Annotated in this window: 21 protein-coding genes and 1 pseudogene; 11 read left to right on the forward strand and 11 right to left on the reverse strand. The window is 67.8% G+C overall.

Annotation, left to right across the window (positions count from 1 at the left end; genetic code table 11):
* Positions 1 to 46: 46 nt before the first annotated feature.
* Together MU852_RS10000 and MU852_RS10005 are read right to left on the reverse strand one after the other, a co-directional pair.
* Positions 47 to 781, reverse strand: a complete 735-nt coding sequence (locus MU852_RS10000; RefSeq protein ID WP_249749462.1) for a glutaminyl-peptide cyclotransferase — start codon at positions 779 to 781, stop codon at positions 47 to 49.
* 65 nt (positions 782 to 846) lie between these two features.
* Positions 847 to 1,697 (reverse strand): annotated as a pseudogene (locus MU852_RS10005) (TerC family protein).
* A 325-nt stretch (positions 1,698 to 2,022) separates the two neighbouring features.
* On the opposite strand from MU852_RS10005, the gene MU852_RS10010 reads away from it, so the two are divergent.
* The 8 genes from MU852_RS10010 to MU852_RS10045 all read left to right on the forward strand — a co-directional run bounded on the left by MU852_RS10010 (position 2,023) and on the right by MU852_RS10045 (position 9,307).
* A complete protein-coding gene (locus MU852_RS10010; protein ID WP_249749463.1) occupies positions 2,023 to 2,577 on the forward strand; it encodes a F0F1 ATP synthase subunit delta in 555 nt (184 codons plus the stop codon).
* A 69-nt stretch (positions 2,578 to 2,646) separates the two neighbouring features.
* Positions 2,647 to 4,179 (forward strand): F0F1 ATP synthase subunit alpha, encoded by a 1,533-nt coding sequence (gene atpA / locus MU852_RS10015; protein ID WP_249749464.1) that lies wholly within the window; start codon positions 2,647 to 2,649, stop codon positions 4,177 to 4,179.
* A gap of 33 nt (positions 4,180 to 4,212) precedes the next feature.
* Entirely contained in the window at positions 4,213 to 5,091 is an 879-nt protein-coding gene (locus tag MU852_RS10020) for a F0F1 ATP synthase subunit gamma (protein ID WP_249749465.1), read from the forward strand.
* A gap of 45 nt (positions 5,092 to 5,136) precedes the next feature.
* Positions 5,137 to 5,403 carry a FitA-like ribbon-helix-helix domain-containing protein gene (locus MU852_RS10025; protein ID WP_249749466.1) on the forward strand — a complete coding sequence of 89 codons (267 nt, stop codon included), beginning with the start codon at positions 5,137 to 5,139 and terminating at the stop codon, positions 5,401 to 5,403.
* A complete protein-coding gene (locus tag MU852_RS10030; protein WP_249749467.1) occupies positions 5,400 to 5,768 on the forward strand; it encodes a type II toxin-antitoxin system VapC family toxin in 369 nt (122 codons plus the stop codon). Before MU852_RS10025 ends, MU852_RS10030 begins: the two co-directional genes overlap by 4 nt.
* Positions 5,769 to 5,787: 19 nt before the next feature.
* Positions 5,788 to 7,323: a F0F1 ATP synthase subunit beta gene (atpD, locus tag MU852_RS10035; RefSeq protein ID WP_249749468.1), complete on the forward strand. Its 1,536-nt coding sequence runs from the start codon at positions 5,788 to 5,790 to the stop codon at positions 7,321 to 7,323.
* Positions 7,324 to 7,325: 2 nt separating this feature from the next.
* Positions 7,326 to 7,595: an ATP synthase F1 subunit epsilon gene (locus tag MU852_RS10040; protein ID WP_249749469.1), complete on the forward strand. Its 270-nt coding sequence runs from the start codon at positions 7,326 to 7,328 to the stop codon at positions 7,593 to 7,595.
* 599 nt (positions 7,596 to 8,194) lie between these two features.
* Positions 8,195 to 9,307 (forward strand): serine hydrolase domain-containing protein, encoded by a 1,113-nt coding sequence (locus tag MU852_RS10045; RefSeq protein ID WP_249749470.1) that lies wholly within the window; start codon positions 8,195 to 8,197, stop codon positions 9,305 to 9,307.
* On the opposite strand, the gene rarD is transcribed toward MU852_RS10045, so the two are convergent.
* Positions 9,304 to 10,224: an EamA family transporter RarD gene (gene rarD, locus MU852_RS10050; protein ID WP_249749471.1), complete on the reverse strand. Its 921-nt coding sequence runs from the start codon at positions 10,222 to 10,224 to the stop codon at positions 9,304 to 9,306. The genes MU852_RS10045 and rarD overlap by 4 nt on opposite strands.
* 54 nt (positions 10,225 to 10,278) lie before the next feature.
* Positions 10,279 to 11,325, reverse strand: coding sequence for an aspartate-semialdehyde dehydrogenase (locus MU852_RS10055; RefSeq protein ID WP_249749472.1), 1,047 nt, complete (start codon positions 11,323 to 11,325; stop codon positions 10,279 to 10,281).
* 152 nt (positions 11,326 to 11,477) lie between these two features.
* Between MU852_RS10055 and zapE the strand changes: the two genes are divergently transcribed.
* Positions 11,478 to 12,575, forward strand: a complete 1,098-nt coding sequence (zapE, locus tag MU852_RS10060; RefSeq protein WP_249749473.1) for a cell division protein ZapE — start codon at positions 11,478 to 11,480, stop codon at positions 12,573 to 12,575.
* A 3-nt stretch (positions 12,576 to 12,578) separates the two neighbouring features.
* On the opposite strand, the gene MU852_RS10065 is transcribed toward zapE, so the two are convergent.
* Positions 12,579 to 13,439, reverse strand: coding sequence for a haloacid dehalogenase-like hydrolase (locus MU852_RS10065; protein WP_249749474.1), 861 nt, complete (start codon positions 13,437 to 13,439; stop codon positions 12,579 to 12,581).
* A 34-nt stretch (positions 13,440 to 13,473) separates the two neighbouring features.
* Entirely contained in the window at positions 13,474 to 13,992 is a 519-nt protein-coding gene (locus tag MU852_RS10070; RefSeq protein ID WP_249749475.1) for an S-type pyocin family protein, read from the reverse strand.
* A gap of 110 nt (positions 13,993 to 14,102) precedes the next feature.
* Between MU852_RS10070 and coaBC the strand changes: the two genes are divergently transcribed.
* The gene (coaBC, locus tag MU852_RS10075) at positions 14,103 to 15,332 is read left to right on the forward strand and encodes a bifunctional phosphopantothenoylcysteine decarboxylase/phosphopantothenate--cysteine ligase CoaBC (protein ID WP_249749476.1); all 1,230 of its coding nucleotides are present in this window, start codon (positions 14,103 to 14,105) and stop codon (positions 15,330 to 15,332) included.
* Positions 15,329 to 15,784 (forward strand): dUTP diphosphatase, encoded by a 456-nt coding sequence (gene dut, locus MU852_RS10080; RefSeq protein ID WP_249749477.1) that lies wholly within the window; start codon positions 15,329 to 15,331, stop codon positions 15,782 to 15,784. The genes coaBC and dut overlap by 4 nt, the downstream gene beginning before the upstream one ends.
* Before the next feature lie 90 nt (positions 15,785 to 15,874).
* On the opposite strand, the gene lpdA is transcribed toward dut, so the two are convergent.
* Genes lpdA through MU852_RS10105 form a run of 5 tightly spaced genes read right to left on the reverse strand, consistent with a single transcriptional unit; the run spans position 15,875 to position 22,455 of the window.
* Positions 15,875 to 17,290, reverse strand: a complete 1,416-nt coding sequence (gene lpdA / locus MU852_RS10085) for a dihydrolipoyl dehydrogenase (RefSeq protein ID WP_249751920.1) — start codon at positions 17,288 to 17,290, stop codon at positions 15,875 to 15,877.
* The gene (locus tag MU852_RS10090) at positions 17,182 to 18,429 is read right to left on the reverse strand and encodes a PIN domain-containing protein (RefSeq protein WP_249749478.1); all 1,248 of its coding nucleotides are present in this window, start codon (positions 18,427 to 18,429) and stop codon (positions 17,182 to 17,184) included. The genes lpdA and MU852_RS10090 overlap by 109 nt, the downstream gene beginning before the upstream one ends.
* A 3-nt stretch (positions 18,430 to 18,432) precedes the next feature.
* Positions 18,433 to 20,079 (reverse strand): dihydrolipoyl dehydrogenase family protein, encoded by a 1,647-nt coding sequence (locus MU852_RS10095; RefSeq protein WP_249749479.1) that lies wholly within the window; start codon positions 20,077 to 20,079, stop codon positions 18,433 to 18,435.
* Between the two features lies 1 nt (position 20,080).
* On the reverse strand, positions 20,081 to 21,205 hold the full coding sequence (locus MU852_RS10100) for an alpha-ketoacid dehydrogenase subunit beta (protein WP_249749480.1): 1,125 nt from the start codon (positions 21,203 to 21,205) through the stop codon (positions 20,081 to 20,083).
* A gap of 2 nt (positions 21,206 to 21,207) precedes the next feature.
* Positions 21,208 to 22,455: a 3-methyl-2-oxobutanoate dehydrogenase (2-methylpropanoyl-transferring) subunit alpha gene (locus tag MU852_RS10105; protein ID WP_249749481.1), complete on the reverse strand. Its 1,248-nt coding sequence runs from the start codon at positions 22,453 to 22,455 to the stop codon at positions 21,208 to 21,210.
* Positions 22,456 to 22,589: the final 134 nt, after the last annotated feature.

Here is a 22,589-nt window from a genome sequence, read left to right on the forward strand (position 1 = left end):
CCACATAGGCCCTCCCTATCGCTAAATCAAAAGCAATCGACTGCGTTTATTGTGCACTCGCCAGCGGCTTCAGCCGGATCTCGTACAGGCGCGGCCAGCGCTTGCCGGTGACGTACAGCCGTCGCGCGGCCGCATCCCAGGCCACGCCGTTAGCCACGTCGTCGTTCGGGTCGACCTCGGGGCCGGTCGGGGCCAGGGCGGCCAGGTCGATGAAGGCCTTGACCGCCCCCGTCTCCGGGTCGATCCGCGCGATGCGGCTGTCCTGCCAGATGTTGGCCAGGATCTCGCCGTCGACCCATTCCAGCTCGTTGATCTGGTCCAGCGGCCGGCCGTCCGCGGTGACGGCGACGCGCCCCGTCTCGGCGAAGGTGTCCGGGTCGATGAAGCGGATCTGGTCGGTGCCGTCGCTCATCACCAGCCGCCGCCCGTCGGTCGTCAGGCCCCAGCCCTCTCCGGGATAGGAAAAGGCGCCCATCGGGGAAAAGTCGTCCAGCCGCCAGACGAAGCCCAGGTGGTTGCGCCACGTCAGGCTGAACAGCCGCTCGCCGATGGCGGCGACGCCCTCGCCGAAATAGACGGTGGGCAGGTCGCGCTGGCGCACCACCCGGCCGGTCTCCAGTTCGACCTGGCGGAGGAAGGACGGATAAAGGCCCGTGCTCTCGAACAGGGCGCCGTCCCGCACGAACAGCCCCTCGGTGAAGGCGGTCGGATCGTGCGGATAGGCGGTCACGACCTCATAGTCCTGGACCGGAACGCGGGCGACGGCGGCCGGCGCCAGCAACAGGGCCAGCGCCAGCAGGGCGCGCCCGGCCAGACGAAGGGGCGTCTCGCCGGGCGACCCACGGCTCAGGCCTGCTCGGCCGCCGCCTCGGCCTCGGCCTTCTCGGCGCGGACTTCGGCGGCGTCGGCCTCGGCCCGGGCGGCCTGGGCCTTGGCCTTCTTGGACTGGGCGTTCCTGGACATCATGTTCAACGCCTCGACCAGGGCCGAGAAGGCCATGGCCGCATAGATGTAGCCCTTGGGCACATGGACGCCGAAGCCGTCGGCGATCAGCACCGCGCCGATCATCAGCAGGAAGCCCAGGGCCAGCATGACCACGGTCGGGTTCTTGTCGATGAAATTGGCCAGCGGGTCGGCGGCCAGCAGCATGCACAGCACGGCGATGACGACGGCGATCATCATGATCGGCACGTGATCGGTCATGCCGACGGCCGTCAGGATCGAGTCGATCGAGAACACCAGGTCCAGCAGGATGATCTGGAAGATGGCCGAACCGACGTTGTTGATGACGACGTCCTTCTTGTCCTTCTCCAGCAGGTCGTGGGACGGCGTGGTGTCGACCGAATGGTGGATCTCCTTGGTCGCCTTCCAGACCAGGAACAGGCCGCCAGCGATCAGGATCAGGTCGCGCCAGCTGAAGGCGGTCTCGAACCCGGCGCCGGACAGGCCCAGGTCGAAGACCGGCGCCGTCAGGCCCACGATCCAGCCGATCGTCGCCAGCAGGCCCAGTCGCATGACCAGGGCCAGGCCGATGCCGATGCGCCGCGTGCGCTGGCGGTGTTCGGGGGCAGCTTGTTCGACAGGATCGAGATGAAGATCAGGTTGTCGATCCCCAGCACGACCTCCATGACCACCAGGGTGATCAGGGCCGCCCAGGCGGCGGGGTCGGAGAAGATGGCGCCGAGGCCTTCGAACATTGGATTTCCCATAAAGAAGTGAAGCCGCTGGCGTAGCGGCGCCGTCGTTCCCCATCAAGCGCCCGCCGGGGGCGGATGGTCGCACCCCGTCGCGCCTGCGTCGCTGAACGCGCCGCGGCGGCGCCGGCTCCCGGACCTGCGACCTTTGGGGGCCATCACACAATGTTGCGAGCGGCGAAACCCCGTGCTATCAGGCGCCCGGCTTGCGGGGGCGTGTTTGCGGATACGGCCCCTGTCGTGCTTTCCGTAAGCATTTCAAGCTCTTGGCCGGCGCGGCACCGTCGCTGGTCGCGACCCTGACACAACGACTTCGGACCCTTTATCAGTGGCTGATGAATTCAGAACGACGGAAGTCGGCGATCGCTACGCACAGGCGCTGTTCGACCTGGCGCTGGAGACGGGGCGCCTTGACGCCGTTCGCGCCGACCTGACGTCGCTGAAGGCGGCCTGGCTGGACAGCGCGGACCTGCGCCGCCTGGCGACCTCGCCGGTGATAGCCGCCGACGACCAGGTCAAGGGCCTGACCGCCATCGCCGCCAAGGCCGGGTTCGAAAAGACCACCGCCAACTTTCTGGGCCTGCTGGCCCAGAACGGCCGCGCCCGCGACCTGCCCGCCGTGATCGCGGGCTTCCAGGCGCGCTACGCCAAGCACGCCGGCATCGTCGCCGCCGAGGTCGTCTCGGCCCAGCCGCTGGACGCCAGGCAGCTGGCCGCGATCGAGGCCGCCCTGAACAAGAGCCTGGGCAAGGCGCCGGAACTGACCACGCGGGTCGACCTGGCCCTCCTGGGCGGCCTGAAGATCAAGGTCGGATCCAAGCTGTTCGACGCCTCGCTGAAGACCAAGCTCGACCAGATGAAGTTCGCCCTCAAGCGCGCCTGACGCGCCGACCCTGAAATGCAGCGCGCCTGACCGGCCCGCCCCGAAGAAGACGTAAGACAGAGAGATCCCATGGACATCCGCGCCGCTGAAATCTCGGCCATCCTCAAGTCGCAGATCGCCAACTTCGGCGTCGAAGCCGACGTTTCCGACGTCGGCCAGGTGCTGTCGGTCGGCGACGGCATCGCCCGCATCCACGGTCTGGACAACGTCCAGGCCGGCGAGATGGTCGAGTTCACCAAGGCCGGCGTGAAGGGCATGGCCCTGAACCTGGAACGCGACAACGTGGGCGCGGTGATCTTCGGCGCCGACGCCGCCATCGCCGAGGGCGACGACGTGCGCCGCCTGGGCGAGATCGTGGACGTGCCGGTCGGCAAGGGCCTCTTGGGCCGCGTCGTCAACCCGCTGGGCGAGCCGATCGACGGCAAGGGCCCGATCCAGTTCACCGAGCGCCGCCGCGTCGACGTCAAGGCGCCGGGCATCATTCCGCGCAAGTCGGTGCACGAGCCGATGCAGACGGGCCTCAAGGCCATCGACACCCTGATCCCCGTCGGCCGCGGCCAGCGCGAGCTGATCATCGGCGACCGTCAGGTCGGCAAGACCGCCGTCGCCGTCGACACCATCCTGAACCAGAAGAACGTCAACAAGACCGACGACGAGAGCGCCAAGCTCTACTGCATCTACGTCGCCGTCGGCCAGAAGCGCTCGACCGTGGCCCAGATCGTCAAGACGCTCGAAGAGTCCGGCGCGCTGGAATACACCATCGTCGTCGCCGCCACCGCGTCCGACCCGGCCCCGCTGCAGTTCCTGGCGCCCTTCTCGGGCACCGCCATGGGCGAGTTCTTCCGCGACAACGGCATGCACGCCCTGATCGTCTATGACGACCTGTCCAAGCAGGCCGTCGCCTATCGCCAGATGTCGCTGCTGCTGCGCCGTCCGCCGGGCCGCGAAGCCTATCCGGGCGACGTCTTCTACCTGCACAGCCGCCTGCTGGAGCGTTCGGCCAAGCTGAACGGCGACTACGGCGCCGGCTCCATGACCGCCCTGCCGATCATCGAGACCCAGGCCAACGACGTCTCGGCCTACATCCCGACCAACGTCATCTCGATCACCGACGGCCAGATCTTCCTGGAATCCGACCTGTTCTACCAGGGCATCCGCCCGGCCGTGAACGTCGGCATCTCGGTGTCGCGCGTGGGCTCCTCGGCCCAGACCAAGGCGATGAAGAAGGTCGCCGGCACCATCAAGGGCGAACTGGCCCAGTACCGGGAAATGGCCGCCTTCGCCAAGTTCGGCTCGGACCTGGACGCCTCGACCCAGAAGCTCTTGGCCCGCGGCGCGCGCCTGACCGAGCTGCTGAAGCAGCCGCAATACTCGCCGCTGGCGATGGAGGAGCAGGTCGTCTCGGTCTACGCCGGCACGCGCGGCTACATCGACGGCATCGCCGTGGCCGACGTCGGCCGCTTCGAGAAGGAGCTGCTGGCCCGCATCCACGCGAACCACGCCTCGCTGCTGGACGGCATCCGCGCCAAGAAGGACCTGACGCCCGAGCTGGAAGCCGAGCTGAAGGACATCCTGGCGGCCTTCGTCAAGACCTTCGCCTGAGTTCAACCGGATAAGCTGAGAGAGTAGCGCCGGATGGCCAGCCTCAAGGAAATGCGCAATCGGATCGGAAGCGTGAAAGCCACGCAGAAGATCACGAAGGCCATGCAGATGGTCGCCGCGGCCAAGCTGAAGCGCGCCCAGGACCAGGCCGAAAGCGCCCGGCCCTATGCGCAGAAGATGGCCTCGGTCATCGCCAACCTGGCCGCCGGCGTCTCGGGCGCCGACGCGCCCCGGCTGCTGGCCGGCACGGGCGATGACCAGCGCCACCTGATCGTGGTCGCCACGGCCGACAAGGGCCTGGCGGGCGGCTTCTCGACCAACGTCATCCGCGCCGCGCGCGAGCGGATCAACAGCCTGATCGCCCAGGGCAAGGACGTGAAGATCATCGCCGTCGGCAAGAAGTCGCGCGATCAGCTGGCGCGTCTGTATGGCGACAGGCTGGTCCGCACCTTCGAACTGAGCGAGCACAAGACCGTCGGCCTGCCCTCGGCCCAGCCGATCGCCGAGATGATCGCCACGGCGTTCGAGGACGGCCAGGCCGACGTGGTCACCCTGTTCTACAGCCAGTTCCGCTCGGTGATCTCCCAGGTTCCGACCGCCAAGCAGCTGATCCCGGCGGTGGTGGAAGGCGACGCCGCCCCGATCGACCTGAACGGCGCGGTCTATGAATACGAGCCCTCGGAAGAGGAAATCCTGGAAACCCTGCTGCCGCGCAACCTGACGACCCAGATCCTGGCCGCCCTGTACGAGAACCAGGCCGGCTTCTTCGGCTCGCAGATGGCGGCGATGGACAACGCCACGCGCAACGCCGGCGACCTCATCAACGCCCTGACGCTGCAGTTCAACCGCAAGCGCCAGGCCCAGATCACCACCGAGCTGATCGAGATCATCGCCGGCGCCGAAGCGCTTTGATCTGACAGCATTGACAGCAACGACAGCACTGACCATCTAAAGGCCATGGCCACCCTCACCGTCCGCAACCTGCCCGACTCGACCCGTGACGCGATCCGCGTCGCGGCCGCGCGTCATGGCCGGAGCATGGAGGCCGAGGTGCGCGTCGCCCTGGAGCAGACCTTCAGGCCTGAGAAGCCCGCGCTGACGGCTCAGGAACGGTTGGCCAGGATCGACGCCGCCGTTCTGCAGGCCTATGCGGGCAAACGGCCCGACTGGACCGTCGATGACTTTATCGTCGAACGTCGCCAGGCTGCGGAGCGCGGCGAATGAGCGTGATCGACGCCTCGGCCGTCCTGGCTGTCATCAAACGCGAACGCGGGTCCGAAGTCGTCGCCGCCCGCCTGCCCGACGCCGTCATCTCGCACGTCAATCTGGCGGAGGTGATCAGCCGCCTGGTCCGCGACGGACGGAACGACGCCGAGATCGACCTGATCCTCGATTCGCTGGACCTCAACCCGGTCGAAACCACCCTGGGCCAGGCCCGGAACGCCGGCGCCCGCGCTGGGATCAAGGATCTGTCGCTGGGCGACCGCTTCTGCATCGCGCTCGGAGAAGAGCGCAACGAACCCCTCATCACCGCCGACACCGACTGGGCAAAGCTCGATGTCAGCGTTCCCCTCGAACTGATTCGATAAGCCTGAAGGCCCTGACCCGATGACCGACACCGTCGCCCCCAAGAAGCCCGCCGCCCGCAAGCCGGCCGCCAAAAAGGTCGCCCCCGCCGCCGCCCCGGTGACCGCCGCCTCCGCCGGCCGCATCGCCCAGGTCATCGGCGCCGTCGTCGACGTGGAGTTCGACGGCCACCTGCCGGCGATCCTGAACGCCCTGCACACCCAGAACATCGACCAGAAGACGGGCGAGCCCTTCACCCTGGTCCTGGAAGTCGCCCAGCACCTGGGCGAGAACATGGTCCGCACCATCGCGATGGACACGACCGAGGGCCTGACCCGCGGCCAGCCGGTGTCGGACACCGGCACCTCGATCCAGACCCCGGTCGGCCCGGGCGTGCTGGGCCGCATCATGAACGTCGTCGGCCAGCCGATCGACGAAGCCGGCCCGATCAAGACCACCGAATACCGCCCGATCCACCGCGAGGCGCCCTCGTTCGAGGAGCAGACCACCTCGTCGGAAATCCTGGTCACCGGCATCAAGGTCATCGACCTGATCTGCCCCTACACCAAGGGCGGCAAGATCGGCCTGTTCGGCGGCGCCGGCGTGGGCAAGACCGTGACCATGCAGGAGCTGATCAACAACATCGCCAAGGCGTACGGCGGTTATTCGGTCCTGGCCGGCGTGGGCGAGCGCACCCGCGAGGGCAACGACCTGTATCACGAGATGATCGAGTCGAACGTGAACGTCGACCCGTCCAAGAACAACGGCTCGACCGAGGGCTCCAAGTGCGCCCTGGTCTACGGCCAGATGAACGAGCCCCCCGGCGCCCGCGCCCGCGTCGCCCTGACGGGCCTGGCCCAGGCCGAGTACTTCCGCGACGAGGAAGGCAAGGACGTGCTGCTGTTCGTCGACAACATCTTCCGCTTCACGCAAGCCGGTTCCGAAGTGTCGGCCCTGCTGGGCCGTATCCCGTCGGCCGTGGGCTATCAGCCCACCCTGGCCACCGAGATGGGCAACCTGCAGGAGCGCATCACCTCGACCAAGAAGGGCTCGATCACCTCGGTCCAGGCCATCTACGTCCCCGCCGACGACCCCACCGACCCGGCGCCCGCCGCCTCCTTCGCCCACCTGGACGCGACCACCATGCTGTCGCGCGACATCGCCGCCCAGGCCATCTTCCCGGCCGTCGACCCGCTGGACTCGACCTCGCGGATCATGGATCCGCTGGTCATCGGCGAAGAGCACTATCAGGTCGCCCGTTCGGTCCAGGAAGTGCTGCAGCAGTACAAGGGCCTGAAGGACATCATCGCCATCCTGGGCATGGACGAGCTGTCGGAAGAGGACAAGCTGATCGTCTCGCGCGCCCGCAAGATCCAGCGCTTCCTGTCGCAGCCCTTCTTCGTGGCCGAGCAGTTCACCAACTCGCCCGGCAAGTTCGTCGAACTGGCCGACACGATCCGCTCGTTCAAGGGCATCGTCGCCGGCGAATACGACCACCTGCCGGAAGCCGCCTTCTACATGGTCGGCGCCATCGAGGAAGCCGTGGCCAAGGCCGAGAAGATGGCGGCGGACGCCTGATCATGGCCGCCAAGCTGAACTTCTCCCTCGTCTCGCCGGAACGCGAGGTCTTTTCGGGCCTCGTGGACCAGGTGGACGCGCCGGGCGTCGAGGGCGACTTCGGCGTCCTGCCGGACCACGCCCCCTTCATGACCGCCCTGCGCGAGGGTCTTGTGACCGTCTACAACGGCGGCTCCGCGACCCGCTACGACGTCAAGGGCGGCTTCGCCGACGTCAATGGCGAAGGCCTGACCATCCTGGCCGAGGAAGCGACAGAGGTCGTCGCGGCCTGATCCTCTCGCGGGATCGAAACGATCAGAGGCCTTCCGCTCCGGCGGGAGGCCTTTTTCGTCTGAGGGGCGACCTGATCACTTCGCTCCCACCCACTCCCCGTCATCCTCGCCCTTGTGGCGAGGATCCATACGCCCGGTGTCGAACGTCGGCGCACTCCGCGAGAACACCGGGCGTATGGATCCTAGGGACAGGCCCTAGGATGACGAGCGTGGGAAGATGGGAAAGGCGCCGGATGCGCGGGCGCCGCGCCGCTTCGTATCCCTTTTCCATTCGCCGACTCCCGCGATTCCAACGACCTGGGTCCGTCGTGGGCTAATCGACACGCCCTGGTCCCGACCCATGCCATCGTCGTCGGATCGCGGACCGAGTCCGGGGACGACATTGCAGCCACTTCACACGCCGCCGCCGCCGCCCGATTTCAGACGATTCACACTATTCAGACCCTCTTTCCGCTCCCGAGTCTGGCATCGCCGACCGCGCCCGACACGGCCGATTTCAGACAATTCGCACTATTCAGACTCCCTTTTTCGGCTCGAGAGTCTGAAATCGATCCGCCGAGGCGCTAAAGACCGTCCCATGACCGACGCCATCGACATCCATGGAACCTGCGCGCCGCGCTTCGCTGCCGTCCGCGACGCCTTCGCCGCCAACTTTCGCCGACGCGCCCGAGGGGCTGAACGAACAGGCGGCGCGGTTCAGCGTGCTGATCGAGGGGGAGACGGTCGTCGACCTCTGGGCCGGCCACGCCGACACCGCCCGGACCATCCCCTTCACCGACACGACCCTGACGCCGGTGTTCTCGACCGGCAAGGCGGTGATGGCGGTGCTGATGGCCACGGCGGTCCAGGCCGGCGACCTGGACTACGACCAGACCGTCGCCTCCCTGTGGCCGGCCTTCGCCGCCCAGGGCAAGCAGGACGTGACCGTCGCCCAGATGCTCAGCCACCAGTCCGGCCTGCCGGGCTTTTCCCAGGCGGTCGATCCGGCGATCTGGTTCGACGCGGCGGCGGTGGCGGAGACGCTGGCGGCCCAGGCGCCGATGTGGGCGCCGGGCGCGGCCTCGGGCTATCATCCCATCACCGTCGGCTACCTGGCCAATGAGGTGTTCCGCCGCGCCACCGGCCGCACCCTGGGCCAGGCCCTGCGCCAGGACTTTCCCGACCTGGACCTGTGGATCGGCCTGCCGGAGGCCGAGCACGGCCGCGTGGCCCAGATGCGCAAGCCGACCGCGGCCCCGGACCTGGGCCCCATCGACGCGATCAAGCAGGCCGCCTTCCTCGACCGGGGCTCGGCCCCCGGCGGGCGCGGCTCGGCCGAATGGCGCAAGATGGAGATTCCCTCGGCCAATCTGCACGGCACGGCGCTGGGCCTGGCGCGGATGCTGGGCGTGGTCGCCAACGACGGACATCTGGGCGACCGCCCGGTGCTGTCGGCCGACACGCTGAGCCAGCTGACCCGCGAGCGCATCCACGGCCCGGACAAGGTCCTGCCCTTCGTCATCAGCTGGGCCGCCGGCCTGATGCGCAACGACGGGCTGAACGTCTTCGGCCCGGGCGCCTCGCTGGGCCACTACGGCTGGGGCGGCTCCATGGCCATGGCGGACCCGTCGCGCCGCCTGTCCGCCGCCTATGTCATGACCCGCCAGTCGCCCCACCTGATCGGCGATCCGCGCGCGGTGAGGCTGCTGGAGGCCCTCTACGAAGCGCTCTAGGCCGGTTCGGCCGTCTCCCGGATCGCCTGCCGGGCCGCCCGGCTGCGCAGGAAGGCGGCCAGGGCGAAGACGCCGGCTCCGGCCCAGATGAAGACGAAGGAGACGACCCGCAGCGGCGTCAGCGCCTCTCCCGCCCAGACCCCGCAGGCGAACTGCAGCGTCGGGGCCAGGAACTGGATGAAGCCCACCGTCGACAGCGGCAGCCGCCGCGCCGACCAGGCGAACAGGACCAGCGGGATCACCGTCGCCGGCCCGTTGACCAGCGCCCAGGCCAGCCCGGCCGGGGAGGAGAAGCCCACCGCCTGCCCATGCGTCGCCAGCCACGCCAGGAACAGTCCGCCGACGGGCAGCAGCACCAGGCACTCGACGAACAGCCCCGTCTGCGCCGAGGCCGCGACCCGTTTCCGGATCACCGCATAGGCGCAGAAAGTGATCGCCAGCGTCAGGCCGATGATCGGCACATGGCCCAGCGCCACGGTCTGGATCGCCACCCCCACGGCGGCCAGACCGATGGCGACGCCGCTCAGCCGGTCGATCCGCTCGCGGAACAGCACCGCCCCCGCCGCCATGTTGAGCAGCGGGTTGATGTAATAGCCCAGGCTGGCCTCCAGCGTCGCGTGGTGCGTCGTGGCGAAGACGTAGAGGCTCCAGTTCGTCGCGATCATCACCGCCGACAGCACCAGCCAGCCGAAGGTGCGCGGCCGGGCCAGCACCGCCCGCGCCTCGCCCCACTGGCCTGCCAGCAGCAGGACCAGGCCGGCGACGAACACCGACCACACCGCCCGGTGCGCCAGGATCTCGGGCGCGGCGAACCCCGCCCCCGCCATGGCCATGAACAGCAGCGGCAGCAGGCCCCACAGGGTGTAGCAGGCGACCGCGGTCGCGACCGCGCGCGGGTCGGTCGGGCTGGGCGACATCGAAAGCGTCCTTGGTCCGCCGGGCAGGGGAGGCCCGCCCGGCGGCATATGGGGTCAGACCGTCAGGGTGCGATAGCCGGTCGAGGACTTGATCGTCCCCGTCTCGTCCAGCAGCTGGGCGATCTGGACCGCGTTCAGGGCCGCCCCCTTGCGCAGATTGTCCGACACCACCCAGAAGCTCAGGCCGTTCTCGACCGTCGGGTCCTTGCGGATCCGCGACACGTAAACGGCGAACTCGCCGGCGGCGTCCACCGGGGTGATGTAGCCGTCGTGCTCCTGCTTATCGACGACCAGCACGCCCGGCGCCTCGCGCAGGATGGCGCGGGCCTCGTCCGGCTCGATCGGCCGGTCGAACTCGACCGTCACGGCCTCGGAATGGCCGACGAAGACCGGCACCCGCACGCAGGTCACCGTCAGCTTGATGTTCGGATCGAGCATCTTGTGCGTCTCGTTCCACATCTTCTGTTCCTCGTCGGTGTAGCCGTCGTCCTGGAAGGCGCCGATGAAGGGGATGACGTTGAAGGCGATCTGCTTGGGGAACTTCTTGGGCGTGGCGTCGCCCAGGCCGTAGATGGCCTTGGTCTGGTTCCACAGCTCGTCCATGCCTTCCTTGCCCGCGCCGGACACCGACTGATAGGTCGACACCACCGCCCGCTTGATCTTCGCCGCGTCGTGCAGCGGCTTCAGCGCCACGACCAGCTGGGCGGTCGAGCAGTTGGGGTTGGCGATGATGTTCTTCTTCTTCGCGTCCTTGACCGCGTCAGGGTTCACCTCGGGCACGATCAGCGGCACGTCCGGGTCCTTGCGGAAGGCCGAGGAGTTGTCGATCACGATGGGGCCGGCCTTGCCGATCTTCTCGGACCATTCGCGCGACACGCCGCCGCCCGCCGACATCAGCACGATGTCGACCTTGGAGAAGTCGAACTGCTCGATGTCCTGGCACTTGACGGTCCTGTCGCCGAAGGAGACCTCGACGCCCTTGGATTTTCGCGAGGCGATGGCGTGCAGTTCGTCCACGGGGAAGTTCACTTCCTCCAGGATGTTCAGCATTTCGCGGCCCACATTGCCCGTGGCCCCGACGATCGCGACGCGATAACCCATCTGTGTCAGTCCTTCGGACGCGCTGACGCTCGGCTCGCGGAGCCTCGCTGCTTCAGCGCGACGATTGTGTGTTTGGAGAAGCGCTCTGCAATTAGGCTTTCGCGGCCGCGAAGCAATCGCTTTTCGCTGCCCCGGCCTTTAAGCAGGGCTGCATGACCTCCCGCATCCGCAGCGCCTACGACATCCGCGTGGACGAGGGCGTGCTGACGCCCGATCCCGCCCAGCAGGGGGTGATCGCCGCCCTGGAGCGGCTGGAGACGGACCTGGCCAAACGCGGCCTGTTCGGCCGCCCGCCGGAGGTGCAGGGCGTCTATCTGTGGGGGCCGCCCGGCCGGGGCAAGTCCATGCTGATGGACCTGTTCTATTCGGCCACGCCCGAGCCGCGGAAGACGCGCGCCCACTTCCACGCCTTCATGGCGCGGGTCCACGACCTGGTGCGTCAGTGGCGCGAGGGCGACGCCAGGGCCCGGAAGGCCGTGTTCGGGACCCACAAGGGCGACGACCCGATCCCGCCGGTCGCGAAGCTGATCGCGTCCGAGGCGCGGCTGCTGTGCTTCGACGAACTGCAGGTCACCGACATCGCCGACGCCATGATCCTGGGCCGGCTGTTCGAGGCCCTGTTCGAGGATCGCGTGGTCCTGGCCATCACCTCCAACCGCGCGCCGGAGGACCTCTACAAGAACGGAATCAACCGCCAGCTCTTCACCCCCTTCATCGACATCATCCGCCAGCGCTGCGTGGTGGTGGAGACGGCCGGCGCGCGCGACTGGCGGCTGGACCGGCTGTCCTCGTCCCAGGTCTGGCACACCCCCGACGACCGTGCCGCATTCGAGGCCCTGTGGCGCGAGCTGAAGGGCGGCGAGCCCGAGGAGCCGGCGCATCTGACGGTGCTGGGGCGCGACGTGACCCTGCCCAGGACCGTGGGCGCGATGGCGCGCGCGACCTTCGCCGAACTGTGCGGCCGGGCGCTGGGGCCGCAGGACTATCTGGCGATCGCCAAGCGGTTCCACACCCTGTTCCTGGAGGACGTGCCGATCCTGGGGCCGGCCAACCATCACGAGGCGCGCCGGCTGGTGACGCTGGTGGACGCCCTCTACGAGGCCAGGACCAGGCTGATCGTCCTGGCCGCCGCCCGGCCCGAGGCGCTCTACACCCAGGGCGTCGGCGCCTTCGAGTTCGAGCGCACCGTCTCGCGCTTCAACGAGATGCAGAGCCAGGACTGGCTGGCCCACGTCCGCGAGGACGACTGAGGCTCAGACGCCGGCCGGCATGGTGCCGGCGGTGATGGCGATGCGGCCGACCAGGCCCTTGACGATCAGGTCCAGCGCCGAGCCCTCGCGATAGTCGGCGGCGGCGACGAAGTTGACCCGGTCCTCGGAAATCAGGCTGTAGACCTTCTTCTGGTCCCGCTCGTTCGAGCGCGGGTCGTACACCGCGATCGAGAAGCCGCCCTTGGTGTGCATCATCTTCATGGTCGGCACGTCGGTGTCGCCGTCGCCGATGAAGATCATCCGCTCGAACGGCACGGGGCGTTCGTCGTCGGGGATGAAGTGGTTGATGCGCTCGTGCTCCCAGTGGTTCTTCACGCCCTTGTTGATGCGGAACAGGTACTGGGTCTTGGTGGTGTAGTTGACGCCCACCGCCGGCCAGGCGGCCTCGCCCTTGTCGTCATAGACGTAGTGCGACGCGAAGACATGGGTCAGGGCCGACCGGATCGGCGTGCCCTCGATCATCTCCTCCAGACCGGCGGAGACGATGTAGTGCTCGATATCCAGATTGTAGCGCGCCCCGAAGGCGTTCATCCGCTCGAACCAGCTCAGGTCCTTCAGCCCCTCGAACAGCGCCACCTCGCGGCCGTGGTCGCGCAGGGTCTCGCGCGTCACCGGCCGGCCGTTCTGGCGGGCGTGATGCAGCATCAGCTGCATGTACATCAGGATGCCGTCGCCGTCGGCCTGGCGGGTCAGGCGCTCGGCCTCCTCCCAGAAGTCGCCGATGCCCATGCCGACGGAGGGGATGAAGCTGACCTCCTGCATGTTGCCGCGCGCCAGGGTCCCGTCGAAATCATAGATCAGGGCGGTCTTCAGCGGCGGGGTGTCGAAGGCGGGGGCGTCCATGCGGCGGGATCCTCTGTCAGACCCCGCCTCTATATCAGCCGGCGTCCGTCGTCGATTGCCGACGCTGGCCGAAGGTCGGGGCCGCGGCCTTCTGCTCGGCCCAGTAGTCGGCCCCCGTCGTCGGCTTGAACATGGTGCGCGGCGTGCCGTCGCGCGCGACGACCGCGAAGGTGTTGGTCGAGGCCTGGTAGAGCAGGGTGTCGCCGTTGGGCCGCTTGGCCGTCTCGGTGCCCGCCGGCGGTTTGGCGGTGAAGGCCTCGACCTTGGCCAGATAATCCTGGGGCGAGCGGGCCGCGAAATCCGCGCCGTTGCGCTCGTAAAGGCGGGCGATCTTGGCGTCGACGGTCTCGCGCCGGCTGGCGGTCAGGACGGGCGTGGCCGCCTGGTCCGGGGCGGCCGCCGCCTCCGTCGACGTTGCGGCCAAGCCGATCGGCTGGACCGCCTCGACCTCCGCCCGCTCTCGCGTCTGGACCGCCGAGGCGTTGTCGCAGCCGGCCGTCGTCAACAAGGCCATGACCGCCAGGGCGGCCGATCCCGTCTTCAGCGTGTTCATTCTGGTCCCTCCATCACCCGCTGGACGCGACGAAAGCACAACTTTGTTGTTCCTGCAATGTTCTCTTTCGGCGTCTCGACGCCGTCATGACGGGCCGCTAGAGCAGAGGCATGGACATGCGCCCGCTTTCGAACCGCAAGGTGCTGCTGATCGTCGGAGGCGGCATCGCCGCCTACAAGGCGCTGGAACTGGTGCGGCTGATCGCCAAGGCGGGCGGCGAGACGCGGGTGATCCTGACCGAGTCCGGGGCCCAGTTTGTCACGCCCCTGTCGCTGGCGGCGCTCAGCGGCCATCCGGTGCGGTCGGGCCTGTTCCATCCGGACGAAGAGACGACCATGGGCCATATCGAGCTGTCGCGGTGGGCGGACCTGGTGGTGGTGGCGCCGGCGACGGCCGGGCTGATCGCCAAGGCGGCCAATGGGATGGCCGACGACCTGGCTTCCACCACCCTGATCGCGACCGACAAGCGGGTGCTGCTGGCGCCGGCGATGAACGTGCGGATGTGGCTGCACCCGGCGGTCCAGGCCAATGTCGAGCGGCTGAAGGGCTTCGACGGCTTCCACGGCGTCACCGTGGTCGGACCGGACGAGGGCGAGATGGCGTGCGGCGAGTTCGGCCCGGGCCGGATGGCCGAGCCGGCGGCGATCCTGGAGGCGATCCAGGGGCTGATGGCGGGGGCGGCGGGGCGGCCCCTGACGGGGCGCCGCGCGGTGGTGACGGCCGGCCCCACCTTCGAGCCCATCGACCCCGTGCGGGGCCTGACCAATCGCTCCAGCGGCAAGCAGGGCTACGCCGTCGCCGCCGCCCTGGCTGAGCTGGGCTGCGCCGTGACCCTGGTGTCGGGACCGACCGCCCTGGGCGCGCCCGTCGGCGTGAACCGGATCGACGTCGAAAGCGCGCTGGAGATGCAGAAGGCGACGCAGGACGCCCTTCCCGCCGACATCGCCGTGCTGTCGGCCGCCGTCGCCGACTGGCGCATCGACACCGTCGCCGGCGCCAAGATCAAGAAGGCGCCGGGCGGGCCGCCGACCCTGTCCCTGGTCGAGAACCCCGACATCCTGGCGGGGCTGTCGCGTCCCGGTCGGAACCGGCCGAAACTGGTGATCGGCTTCGCCGCCGAGACCCAGGACCTGGAGGCCAACGCCCGCGCCAAGCTGTCGAGGAAGGGCTGCGACTGGATCGTCGGCAACGACGTCTCGGACGAAGTGTTCGGCTCGGACGGCAACACCGTGCTGCTGGTCACGGCCTCGGGCGTCGAGACCTGGCCGCGCCAATCCAAGACCGCCATCGCCCGTCGCCTGGCGGCCCGCATCGCCGAACAATTCAAGGACCCCGCATGACCGTCACCCGCGTCCAGATCCAGCGTCTGCCCCATTCGGAAGGCCTGCCGCTTCCGGCCTATGAGACGGCGGGATCGGCCGGCATGGACCTGCGCGCGGCGGTGCCCGAGGACCAGCCGATGACCCTGGCGCCGGGGCAGCGGGCGCTGGTGCCCACGGGGCTGAAGATCGCCCTGCCGCTGGGGTATGAGGCGCAGGTGCGGGCGCGCTCGGGCCTGGCGCTGAAGCACGGCATCGTCTGCCCCAATGCGCCGGGCACCATCGACAGCGACTATCGCGGCGAGTGCGGCGTGATCCTGGCCAACATCGGCGCCGAACCCTTCGTCATCCGTCGCGGCGAGCGCATCGCCCAGCTGGTCATCGCCCGGCACGAGCGCGCCGACTGGGTCGAGGTCGAGGCGCTGGACGACACCGCGCGCGGCGCCGGCGGCTTCGGCTCCACGGGGCGGTGACGTTTTCCCAGAGAGGGGCTTGAGCGCACGGCGACGCGGCGACCCGCCGCGCTCAAGCAGCGAGCCGCCGCGCGGCGAGCGCTAGCGCCCTCAAATATGAATCGCGTGGCCCAGCGCGCGCAGGGACGCCTCGTGGAAGGCTTCGCCCAGGGTGGGGTGGACGTGGATGACGCCCGCCACATCCTCCAGCACCGCCCCCATCTCCAGCATCTGGGCGAAGCTGTTCGACAGCTCCGACACATGCTGGCCGACGGCCTGGACGCCCAGCAGGCGGTGATCGGCCTTGGACGCAATCACCCGCACGAAGCCGCCGTCCTCGCCCGCCTCGATGGCCAGGGCGCGGCCGATGGCGGCGAAGGGAAAGACGGCCTGGATCACGTCGTCGCGGCCCTCGACGTCGTCGGGGCCCAGGCCCGCCGAGACGATCTCCGGCTCGGTGAAACAGACGGCCGCGATGGTGACCGGATCAAACACAGGTTCTTGCGCCCTAGCGCTCGCGACGCGGTCGCTCGCTGCTTGAGGGCGTTCACGCCCCGCAATGATTTCAGCCACGACCTCGCCCTGGGCCGAGCCCTTGTGCGCCAGCATGGGTTCGCCGGTCAGGTCGCCGACGGCCCAGACGTTCTTCATCGAGGTGGCGCAGCGGTCGTCGATCTTCACGAACGGCCCGGCCATCGCCACGCCCATGTTTTCCAGCCCCCAGCCCTGGGTGCGCGGCTTGCGGCCCACGGTGACCAGCACCTTGTCGGCCTCCAGCTGCAGCGGTTCGCCGTCCTTCGTCGTGATCGACAGCTTCCCGTCGCCGAACCCGCCGGCGCGCGCGCCCAGGTGCAGTTCGACGCCGTGGCTCGTTAGCCATTTCGCGACCGGATCGGTCAGGGCCTTGTCGTAGAGCGGCAGGATGCGCTCGGCCATTTCGACGATGGCCACCTGCGCGCCCAACTTGCGGAAGGCGATGCCCAGCTCCAGCCCGATATAGCCGCCGCCGACGACCACCAGCTTCTTGGGGACCTCCGACAGGCTCAGCGCCTCGGTCGAGGAGATCACGTCCCCGCCGAACGGCAGGAAGGGCAGTTCGACCGGCTCGGACCCCGTGGCCAGGATGACGTGTTCGGCGGTGATGCGGATGTCGCCGTCCTCGGTCCTGACCACGCAGGTCTTGGCGTCCGCGAACTCGGCCCAGCCCTTGACGACCTTGACCTTGGCCTTCTTCAGCAGGGCCGCGACGCCGGCGTTCAGCTTACGGACGATGCCGTCCTTCCACTCGACCGTCTGTTTCAGGTCGATGGTCGGCTTGGCCGCCGTGATCCCCAGCGTCCCGCCGTCCGCCGCCTTGGCCACCGTCTCGAACTTGCCCGCCGCGTGGATGATGGCCTTGGACGGAATGCAGCCGACGTTCAGGCAGGTCCCGCCCAGCCCGTCGCCGCCGTCGACCAGCACGGTGTCGAGGCCCAGCTGGCCGCAGCGGATGCCCGCGACATAGCCGCCGGTGCCGGCGCCGATGATGAGGACTTTGGGGGTGAGGGTCTGAGCAGCCATTTATTCATCGTCCAAAATTGTATTTCGAGATCGCTAGAGAACTCGAGGTGCTCGAAGACTTGGTCACCCTCTTCGAATTGGTCTTTCACGTCAGCTTGGGCGCTTATTGTGACCTCTACGAAAGCTCGACGTTCGCCCTCTGCTTCGAAGTAGTGCTCACTTTCTGGATCACCAAAGCTGACACTGACCCAATCAGGTACATCCCACGCATCCGAACGATACACGTAAAACCACAAATGCAGATCAATCTCGAAGCTGACCTTATATTCAAGCCAACCGCTGCCAAAATCCTTTGACGCGATGACTTCAAGGCCCTCCGGTTCGCCGTACATCTGTACGTGAGCCGAATTGTTGTCTTCAGGTATCGCTGTGCTGTGGACCTCAGCGCCCTCAAGCAGAGAGCCCAAATTTTGCGACACAAAATCCATCAGCTCAACCTTGATGGCCTCGTCCGAGACGGCGGGTTTCATGGCTAGCCACTGCTTGTTCAGCTCCACCTTGTTGAGCGCCTCAACTAGTGGTGCGCTCTCCAACAAGTCCTGAACAGTCTTGAAAACCTCGATCCCGTCGATCTTCTGGATGGCCTTCCGGAGGTTTCCGTCCTCGCAGAGGACAAGCAGATCGCCAGATTTTAGCTGCTCATTTCGAGCGGCTAGATAGACGTAGGCGTCTGGGATGTCTTTCCGGGCTTTTGGCTCAGGGAACGGATCATCTCCCGAAAAATATCGAGACATAACTTCCTGATGCTCCGCAGCTTCGGTGGGGCGGATGATTGCTTTCGCCTGATCAAAGTAACGGCTGACGACCGTGTTAGAGAGAGTCTCTGGGTCATTGGCGGGGTCTAACGCGGCCGCCGCAGACTCGATTGGTGCCTTCTCCACATCCCCAAGCAGTGCATCTTTGGCTGCAGCCGCAAGAAATCTCGCGCTATCTGCAATTTTCTTTTTGTAGTCCTGTCGCCACTGGGTTCTGCGTTCCTCGAAAACGACGTCGGGGATAATAATTTCGACCTGTCCGTCTTTCGACAACTCAAACAGACTGCTCAACGCAGCCGATTGCCACCCTTCGGTTCGCAGCACGCTGGTGTCGACGAGTATGGTCGGCATCCCTCATCCCATCCACAGCGTCGCGGGGTTCTCCAGCAGGCTCTTGATCCGCTGCACGAAGACCGCCGCGTCGTGGCCGTCGACGATGCGGTGGTCGAAGCTGGAGGACAGGTTCATCATCTTGCGCACGACCATCTGGCCGTCCTTGACCACCACCCGCTCGGCGATCTTGTTGGGGCCGACGATGGCGACTTCGGGGTGGTTGATGATCGGGGTGTGGACCACCCCGCCCAGCGTGCCCAGCGAGGTGATGGTGATGGTCGAGCCCGACAGTTCCTCGCGCTTGGCCGAGCCGTCCTTGGCCGCGCCCGAGACGCGGGCGATCTCGGCCGCCGTGTCATAGGGGTCACGCGCCTCGGCGTGGCGGACCACCGGCACCATCAGGCCGTTCGGCGTCTGGGCGGCGATGCCCAGATGGACCGCGGCGTGCTGGGTCAGGACGCCGTTTTCGTCGTCATAGGTCGCATTGATTTGCGGCTGGTCGCGCAGGGCCACCACGATGGCGCGGGCGATGAAGGGCAGGACGTTCAGCTTGGGCTGGTCCTTCGCCTTGGTCGCGTTCAGGTGGGCGCGCAGCTCCTCCAGCGCCGTCATGTCGATTTCCTCGACATAGGTGATGTGCGGAATGCGGCGCACGCTCTCGGCCATCTTCTCCGCGATCTTGCGGCGCAGGCCGATGATGCGGACCTCGGTGGTCCCTTCCGCCCTGGCGTAGGTCGAGCCGCCCGCGGCGGGCGCCGTCGCCGGGACCGATCCGCCGCGCGCGATGAAGCCGTCCAGATCCTCATGCGTGATCCGCCCGGCCGGGCCCGAGCCGGGCACGAAGGTCAGGTCCACGCCCAGGTCGCGGGCGCGGTTGCGCACGGCGGGGGAGGCCAGCGGACGCTCGCCGGCGGCGCGGCCGGTCAGGGCGGGGGCCGGCTTGGACGCACCGGTCGTCTGCGTCCTGGGCGGCAAGGCGGCGGGCGCGGCCTTGGGCGCCGGATCGGGCTTCGGCGCGGCGGCGGATATCGCGGCCGGGGCAGGGGCCGGGACATTGCCCTTGCCGGCCACAGTGAAGCTGACCAGCGGCCCGCCGACGGGAGAAGCCTTGCCCGGCTCGCCGTGCAGGGCCACGACGGTCCCCGCGACCGGCGAGGTGATCTCCACCGTCGCCTTGTCGGTCATGACGTCGGCCAGGATCTGGTCTTCCTCGACCGCGTCGCCGACCTTGACGTGCCAGCCGACCAGTTCGGCCTCGGCCGTGCCTTCGCCCACGTCGGGCAGTTTGAAGACGTAGTTGCCGGATGTCGGCGCTTCGACAGCGGCGGCAGGCGAGGCTTCGACCTTCGGCGCCTCGGCGACCACAGGCGCAGGCTCCGGGCTGGCGACGGCGGCGGGCGCCGGGGCGTCCTCCGCATTGCCCGCGCCCTCGACCTCGAACTCCACCAGGGGGCCGCGCACGGGAACCATGGCGCCGGGCTCGCCGTGCAGGGCCGTGACCTTGCCGGACACCGGGGCGGTGATCTCGACGGTGGCCTTGTCGGTCATGACGTCGGCGACGATCTGGTCCTCGGCGACGACATCGCCGATCTTGACGTGCCAGCCGACCAGTTCGGCCTCGGCGGTGCCTTCGCCCACGTCGGGCAGCTTGAAGACGAAACGACCCATATCAACGTCCTCCGGTCATGACGCTCTTCAAGGCGTCCGCGACCCGTTGCGGCCCGGGGAAATATTCCCATTCGAAGGCGTGCGGATAGGGCGTGTCCCAGCCCGTCACCCGCGCGATCGGCGCCTCCAGGTGATAGAAGCAGCGCTCCTGCACCAGGGCCGACAACTCGCCGCCGAAGCCCGAGGTCTTGGGCGCCTCGTGCACGATGACGCAGCGGCCGGTCTTCTTGACGCTGGCCTCGATGGTCTCGATGTCCAGCGGGACCAGGGTGCGCAGGTCGATGACCTCGGCGTCCACGCCGGCGTGCTCGGCCCCGGCCAGGGCCACCCAGACCATCGAGCCGTAGGCCAGGATGGTGACGTCGTTCCCCTCGCGCATCACGCGCGCCTTGCCGATGGGCTCGACATATTTGCCCGTCGGCACCTGGGCCAGATCCTGGGTCTTCCACGGGCTGACCGGCTTCTCGTGCCAGCCGTCGAAGGGGCCGTTGTAGAGGCGTTTCGGCTCGAAGAAGATGACGGGATCGTCGTCCTCGATCGCCGCCGTCAGCAGGCCCTTGGCGTCATAGGGATTGGACGGGATGACGACCTTCAGCCCGGCGATGTGGGTGAACAGGCTCTCGGGCGACTGGCTGTGCGTCTGGCCGCCGAAGATGCCGCCGCCATAGGGCGAACGCACCACGATGGGGGCGGTGAACTGGCCGCCCGAGCGATAGCGCAGCTTGGCCGCCTCGGACACGATCTGGTCGTAGGCCGGATAGATGTAGTCGGCGAACTGGATCTCGACGACCGGCCGCAGGCCGTAGCTCCCCATGCCGATGGCGGCGGCGACGATGCCGCATTCCGAGATCGGGGCGTCGAAGCTGCGGGTCAGGCCGTGCTTCTGCTGCAGCTTGTCGGTGACGCGGAAGACGCCGCCGAAATAGCCCGCGTCCTCGCCGAACGACAGGACGTTGGCGTCCTCGCTCATCTTGACGTCGAGGGCCGAGTTCAGGGCCTGGATCATGTTCATCGGCTGGACGCCCGAGCCGGTCGTCTGCGAGGGCGGCGCGGCGTTCTGGTCGACCATGTCGGGTTCGACGCCGTCGGTGCGATCGGCGTCGGTGAAGGTGGTTTGCTCGGTCATGGTCACACCCCCACCTCGCGGCGCTGCTCGATCAGGCGCCAATCCTCGGTCGCATAGACCTCCTCGAACATGGTCTTCACGCTGGGGCGCGACTGGCCCAGGGTGCCGATGGCCTCGGACTCCTTGCCGGCGGCGCGGACCTGTTCGACCGCCTCGCGCAGGGTCGTGGCGTGGCGCTCGTCGTCCCACTCGCCGATGACGGTCAGGTGCTGGCGCAGCCGCTCCAGCGGATCGCCCAGCGGCCATTTCTCGTGCTCGTCGCCGGGGCGGTAGCGGCTGGGATCGTCGGAGGTCGAGTGCGGGGCGCCGCGATAGGTGAACAGTTCGATCACCGTCGCGCCCTGGTTCGACCGGGCGCGTTCCTCGGCCCATTGGGTCGCGGCCCAGACGGCCAGGAAGTCGTTGCCGTCCACCCGCAGGGCCGGCAGGCCGTAACCGATGGCCTTGGAGGCGAAGGTGGTCTCCAGCCCGCCGGCGATGCCCTGGAAGGAGCTGATGGCCCACTGGTTGTTGACGATGTTCAGGATGACCGGGGCGCGATAGACGGAGGCGAAGGTCAGGGCGTTGTGGAAATCGCCTTCCGCCGTGGCGCCGTCGCCGATCCAGCTGATCGCAATCTTGTCGTCGCCCTTGTAGGCGCTGGCCATGGCCCAGCCCACCGCCTGCGGGACCTGGGTGCCCAGATTGCCGCTGATGGTGAAGAAGCCGTAGTCCTTGGACGAATACATGATCGGCAGCTGACGGCCCTTGATGGGGTCCGCCGCGTTCGAATAGATCTGGTTCATCATCTCGACCAGCGGATAGCCGCGCGCGATCAGAAGGCCCTGCTGGCGATAGGTGGGAAAGCCCATGTCCTCGCGCGACAACAGCATCCCTTGCGCGACCGCGATGGCCTCCTCGCCGGTGCACTTCATATAGAAGCTGGTCTTGCCCTGGCGGTGGGCGCGGTGCATCCGGTCGTCGAAGGCGCGGGTCAGGATCATGGCCTTCAGGCCGCGCCGCAGCGTCTCGGCGTCCAGGCGCGGATTCCACGGACCGACCGCGTTGCCTTCGTCGTCCAGCACCCGAATCAGGCGGAACGCGTGGTCGCGCATCTCATAGGGGGTGGCGTCCGTCGCGGGCCGTTCGACGGCGCCGGCGGGGTCCAGCTGCAGATGACTGAAGTCGGGCGCGTCGCCCGGCCGACCCGACGGTTCCGGCACCCGCAGCGACAGGGGCTGGCTGTTCTTCTTCATGATTTTGTCGTTCATGCGGGCGTCCGTTGTCCGTCCGTGTTTCCTCTGGACGACTGATAACACGGCCCCTAGGAAGGCGCTCGCTCAATCTGACCTTGCTAAATCCCGATTTCGGGTTTTTTATTTCGCCATAATCATAATCGGAGAAA

Origin of the sequence: Brevundimonas albigilva (assembly GCF_023503965.1) — a bacterium.
Lineage (GTDB): Bacteria > Pseudomonadota > Alphaproteobacteria > Caulobacterales > Caulobacteraceae > Brevundimonas > Brevundimonas albigilva.

Bases quoted from the DNA above. Each gene is read 5' to 3' on its own strand.
- atpA (WP_249749464.1), top strand. From the start codon at position 2,647: ATGGACATCCGCGCCGCTGAAATCTCGGCCATCCTCAAGTCGCAGATC.
- MU852_RS10020 (WP_249749465.1), top strand. From the start codon at position 4,213: ATGGCCAGCCTCAAGGAAATGCGCAATCGGATCGGAAGCGTGAAAGCC.
- MU852_RS10025 (WP_249749466.1), top strand. From the start codon at position 5,137: ATGGCCACCCTCACCGTCCGCAACCTGCCCGACTCGACCCGTGACGCG.
- MU852_RS10030 (WP_249749467.1), top strand. From the start codon at position 5,400: ATGAGCGTGATCGACGCCTCGGCCGTCCTGGCTGTCATCAAACGCGAA.
- atpD (WP_249749468.1), top strand. From the start codon at position 5,788: ATGACCGACACCGTCGCCCCCAAGAAGCCCGCCGCCCGCAAGCCGGCC.
- MU852_RS10040 (WP_249749469.1), top strand. From the start codon at position 7,326: ATGGCCGCCAAGCTGAACTTCTCCCTCGTCTCGCCGGAACGCGAGGTC.
- MU852_RS10045 (WP_249749470.1), top strand. From the start codon at position 8,195: ATGGAACCTGCGCGCCGCGCTTCGCTGCCGTCCGCGACGCCTTCGCCG.
- rarD (WP_249749471.1), bottom strand. From the start codon at position 10,224: ATGTCGCCCAGCCCGACCGACCCGCGCGCGGTCGCGACCGCGGTCGCC.
- MU852_RS10055 (WP_249749472.1), bottom strand. From the start codon at position 11,325: ATGGGTTATCGCGTCGCGATCGTCGGGGCCACGGGCAATGTGGGCCGC.
- zapE (WP_249749473.1), top strand. From the start codon at position 11,478: ATGACCTCCCGCATCCGCAGCGCCTACGACATCCGCGTGGACGAGGGC.
- MU852_RS10065 (WP_249749474.1), bottom strand. From the start codon at position 13,439: ATGGACGCCCCCGCCTTCGACACCCCGCCGCTGAAGACCGCCCTGATC.
- MU852_RS10070 (WP_249749475.1), bottom strand. From the start codon at position 13,992: ATGAACACGCTGAAGACGGGATCGGCCGCCCTGGCGGTCATGGCCTTG.
- coaBC (WP_249749476.1), top strand. From the start codon at position 14,103: ATGGACATGCGCCCGCTTTCGAACCGCAAGGTGCTGCTGATCGTCGGA.
- dut (WP_249749477.1), top strand. From the start codon at position 15,329: ATGACCGTCACCCGCGTCCAGATCCAGCGTCTGCCCCATTCGGAAGGC.
- MU852_RS10090 (WP_249749478.1), bottom strand. From the start codon at position 18,429: ATGCCGACCATACTCGTCGACACCAGCGTGCTGCGAACCGAAGGGTGG.
- MU852_RS10095 (WP_249749479.1), bottom strand. From the start codon at position 20,079: ATGGGTCGTTTCGTCTTCAAGCTGCCCGACGTGGGCGAAGGCACCGCC.
- MU852_RS10100 (WP_249749480.1), bottom strand. From the start codon at position 21,205: ATGACCGAGCAAACCACCTTCACCGACGCCGATCGCACCGACGGCGTC.
- MU852_RS10105 (WP_249749481.1), bottom strand. From the start codon at position 22,455: ATGAACGACAAAATCATGAAGAAGAACAGCCAGCCCCTGTCGCTGCGG.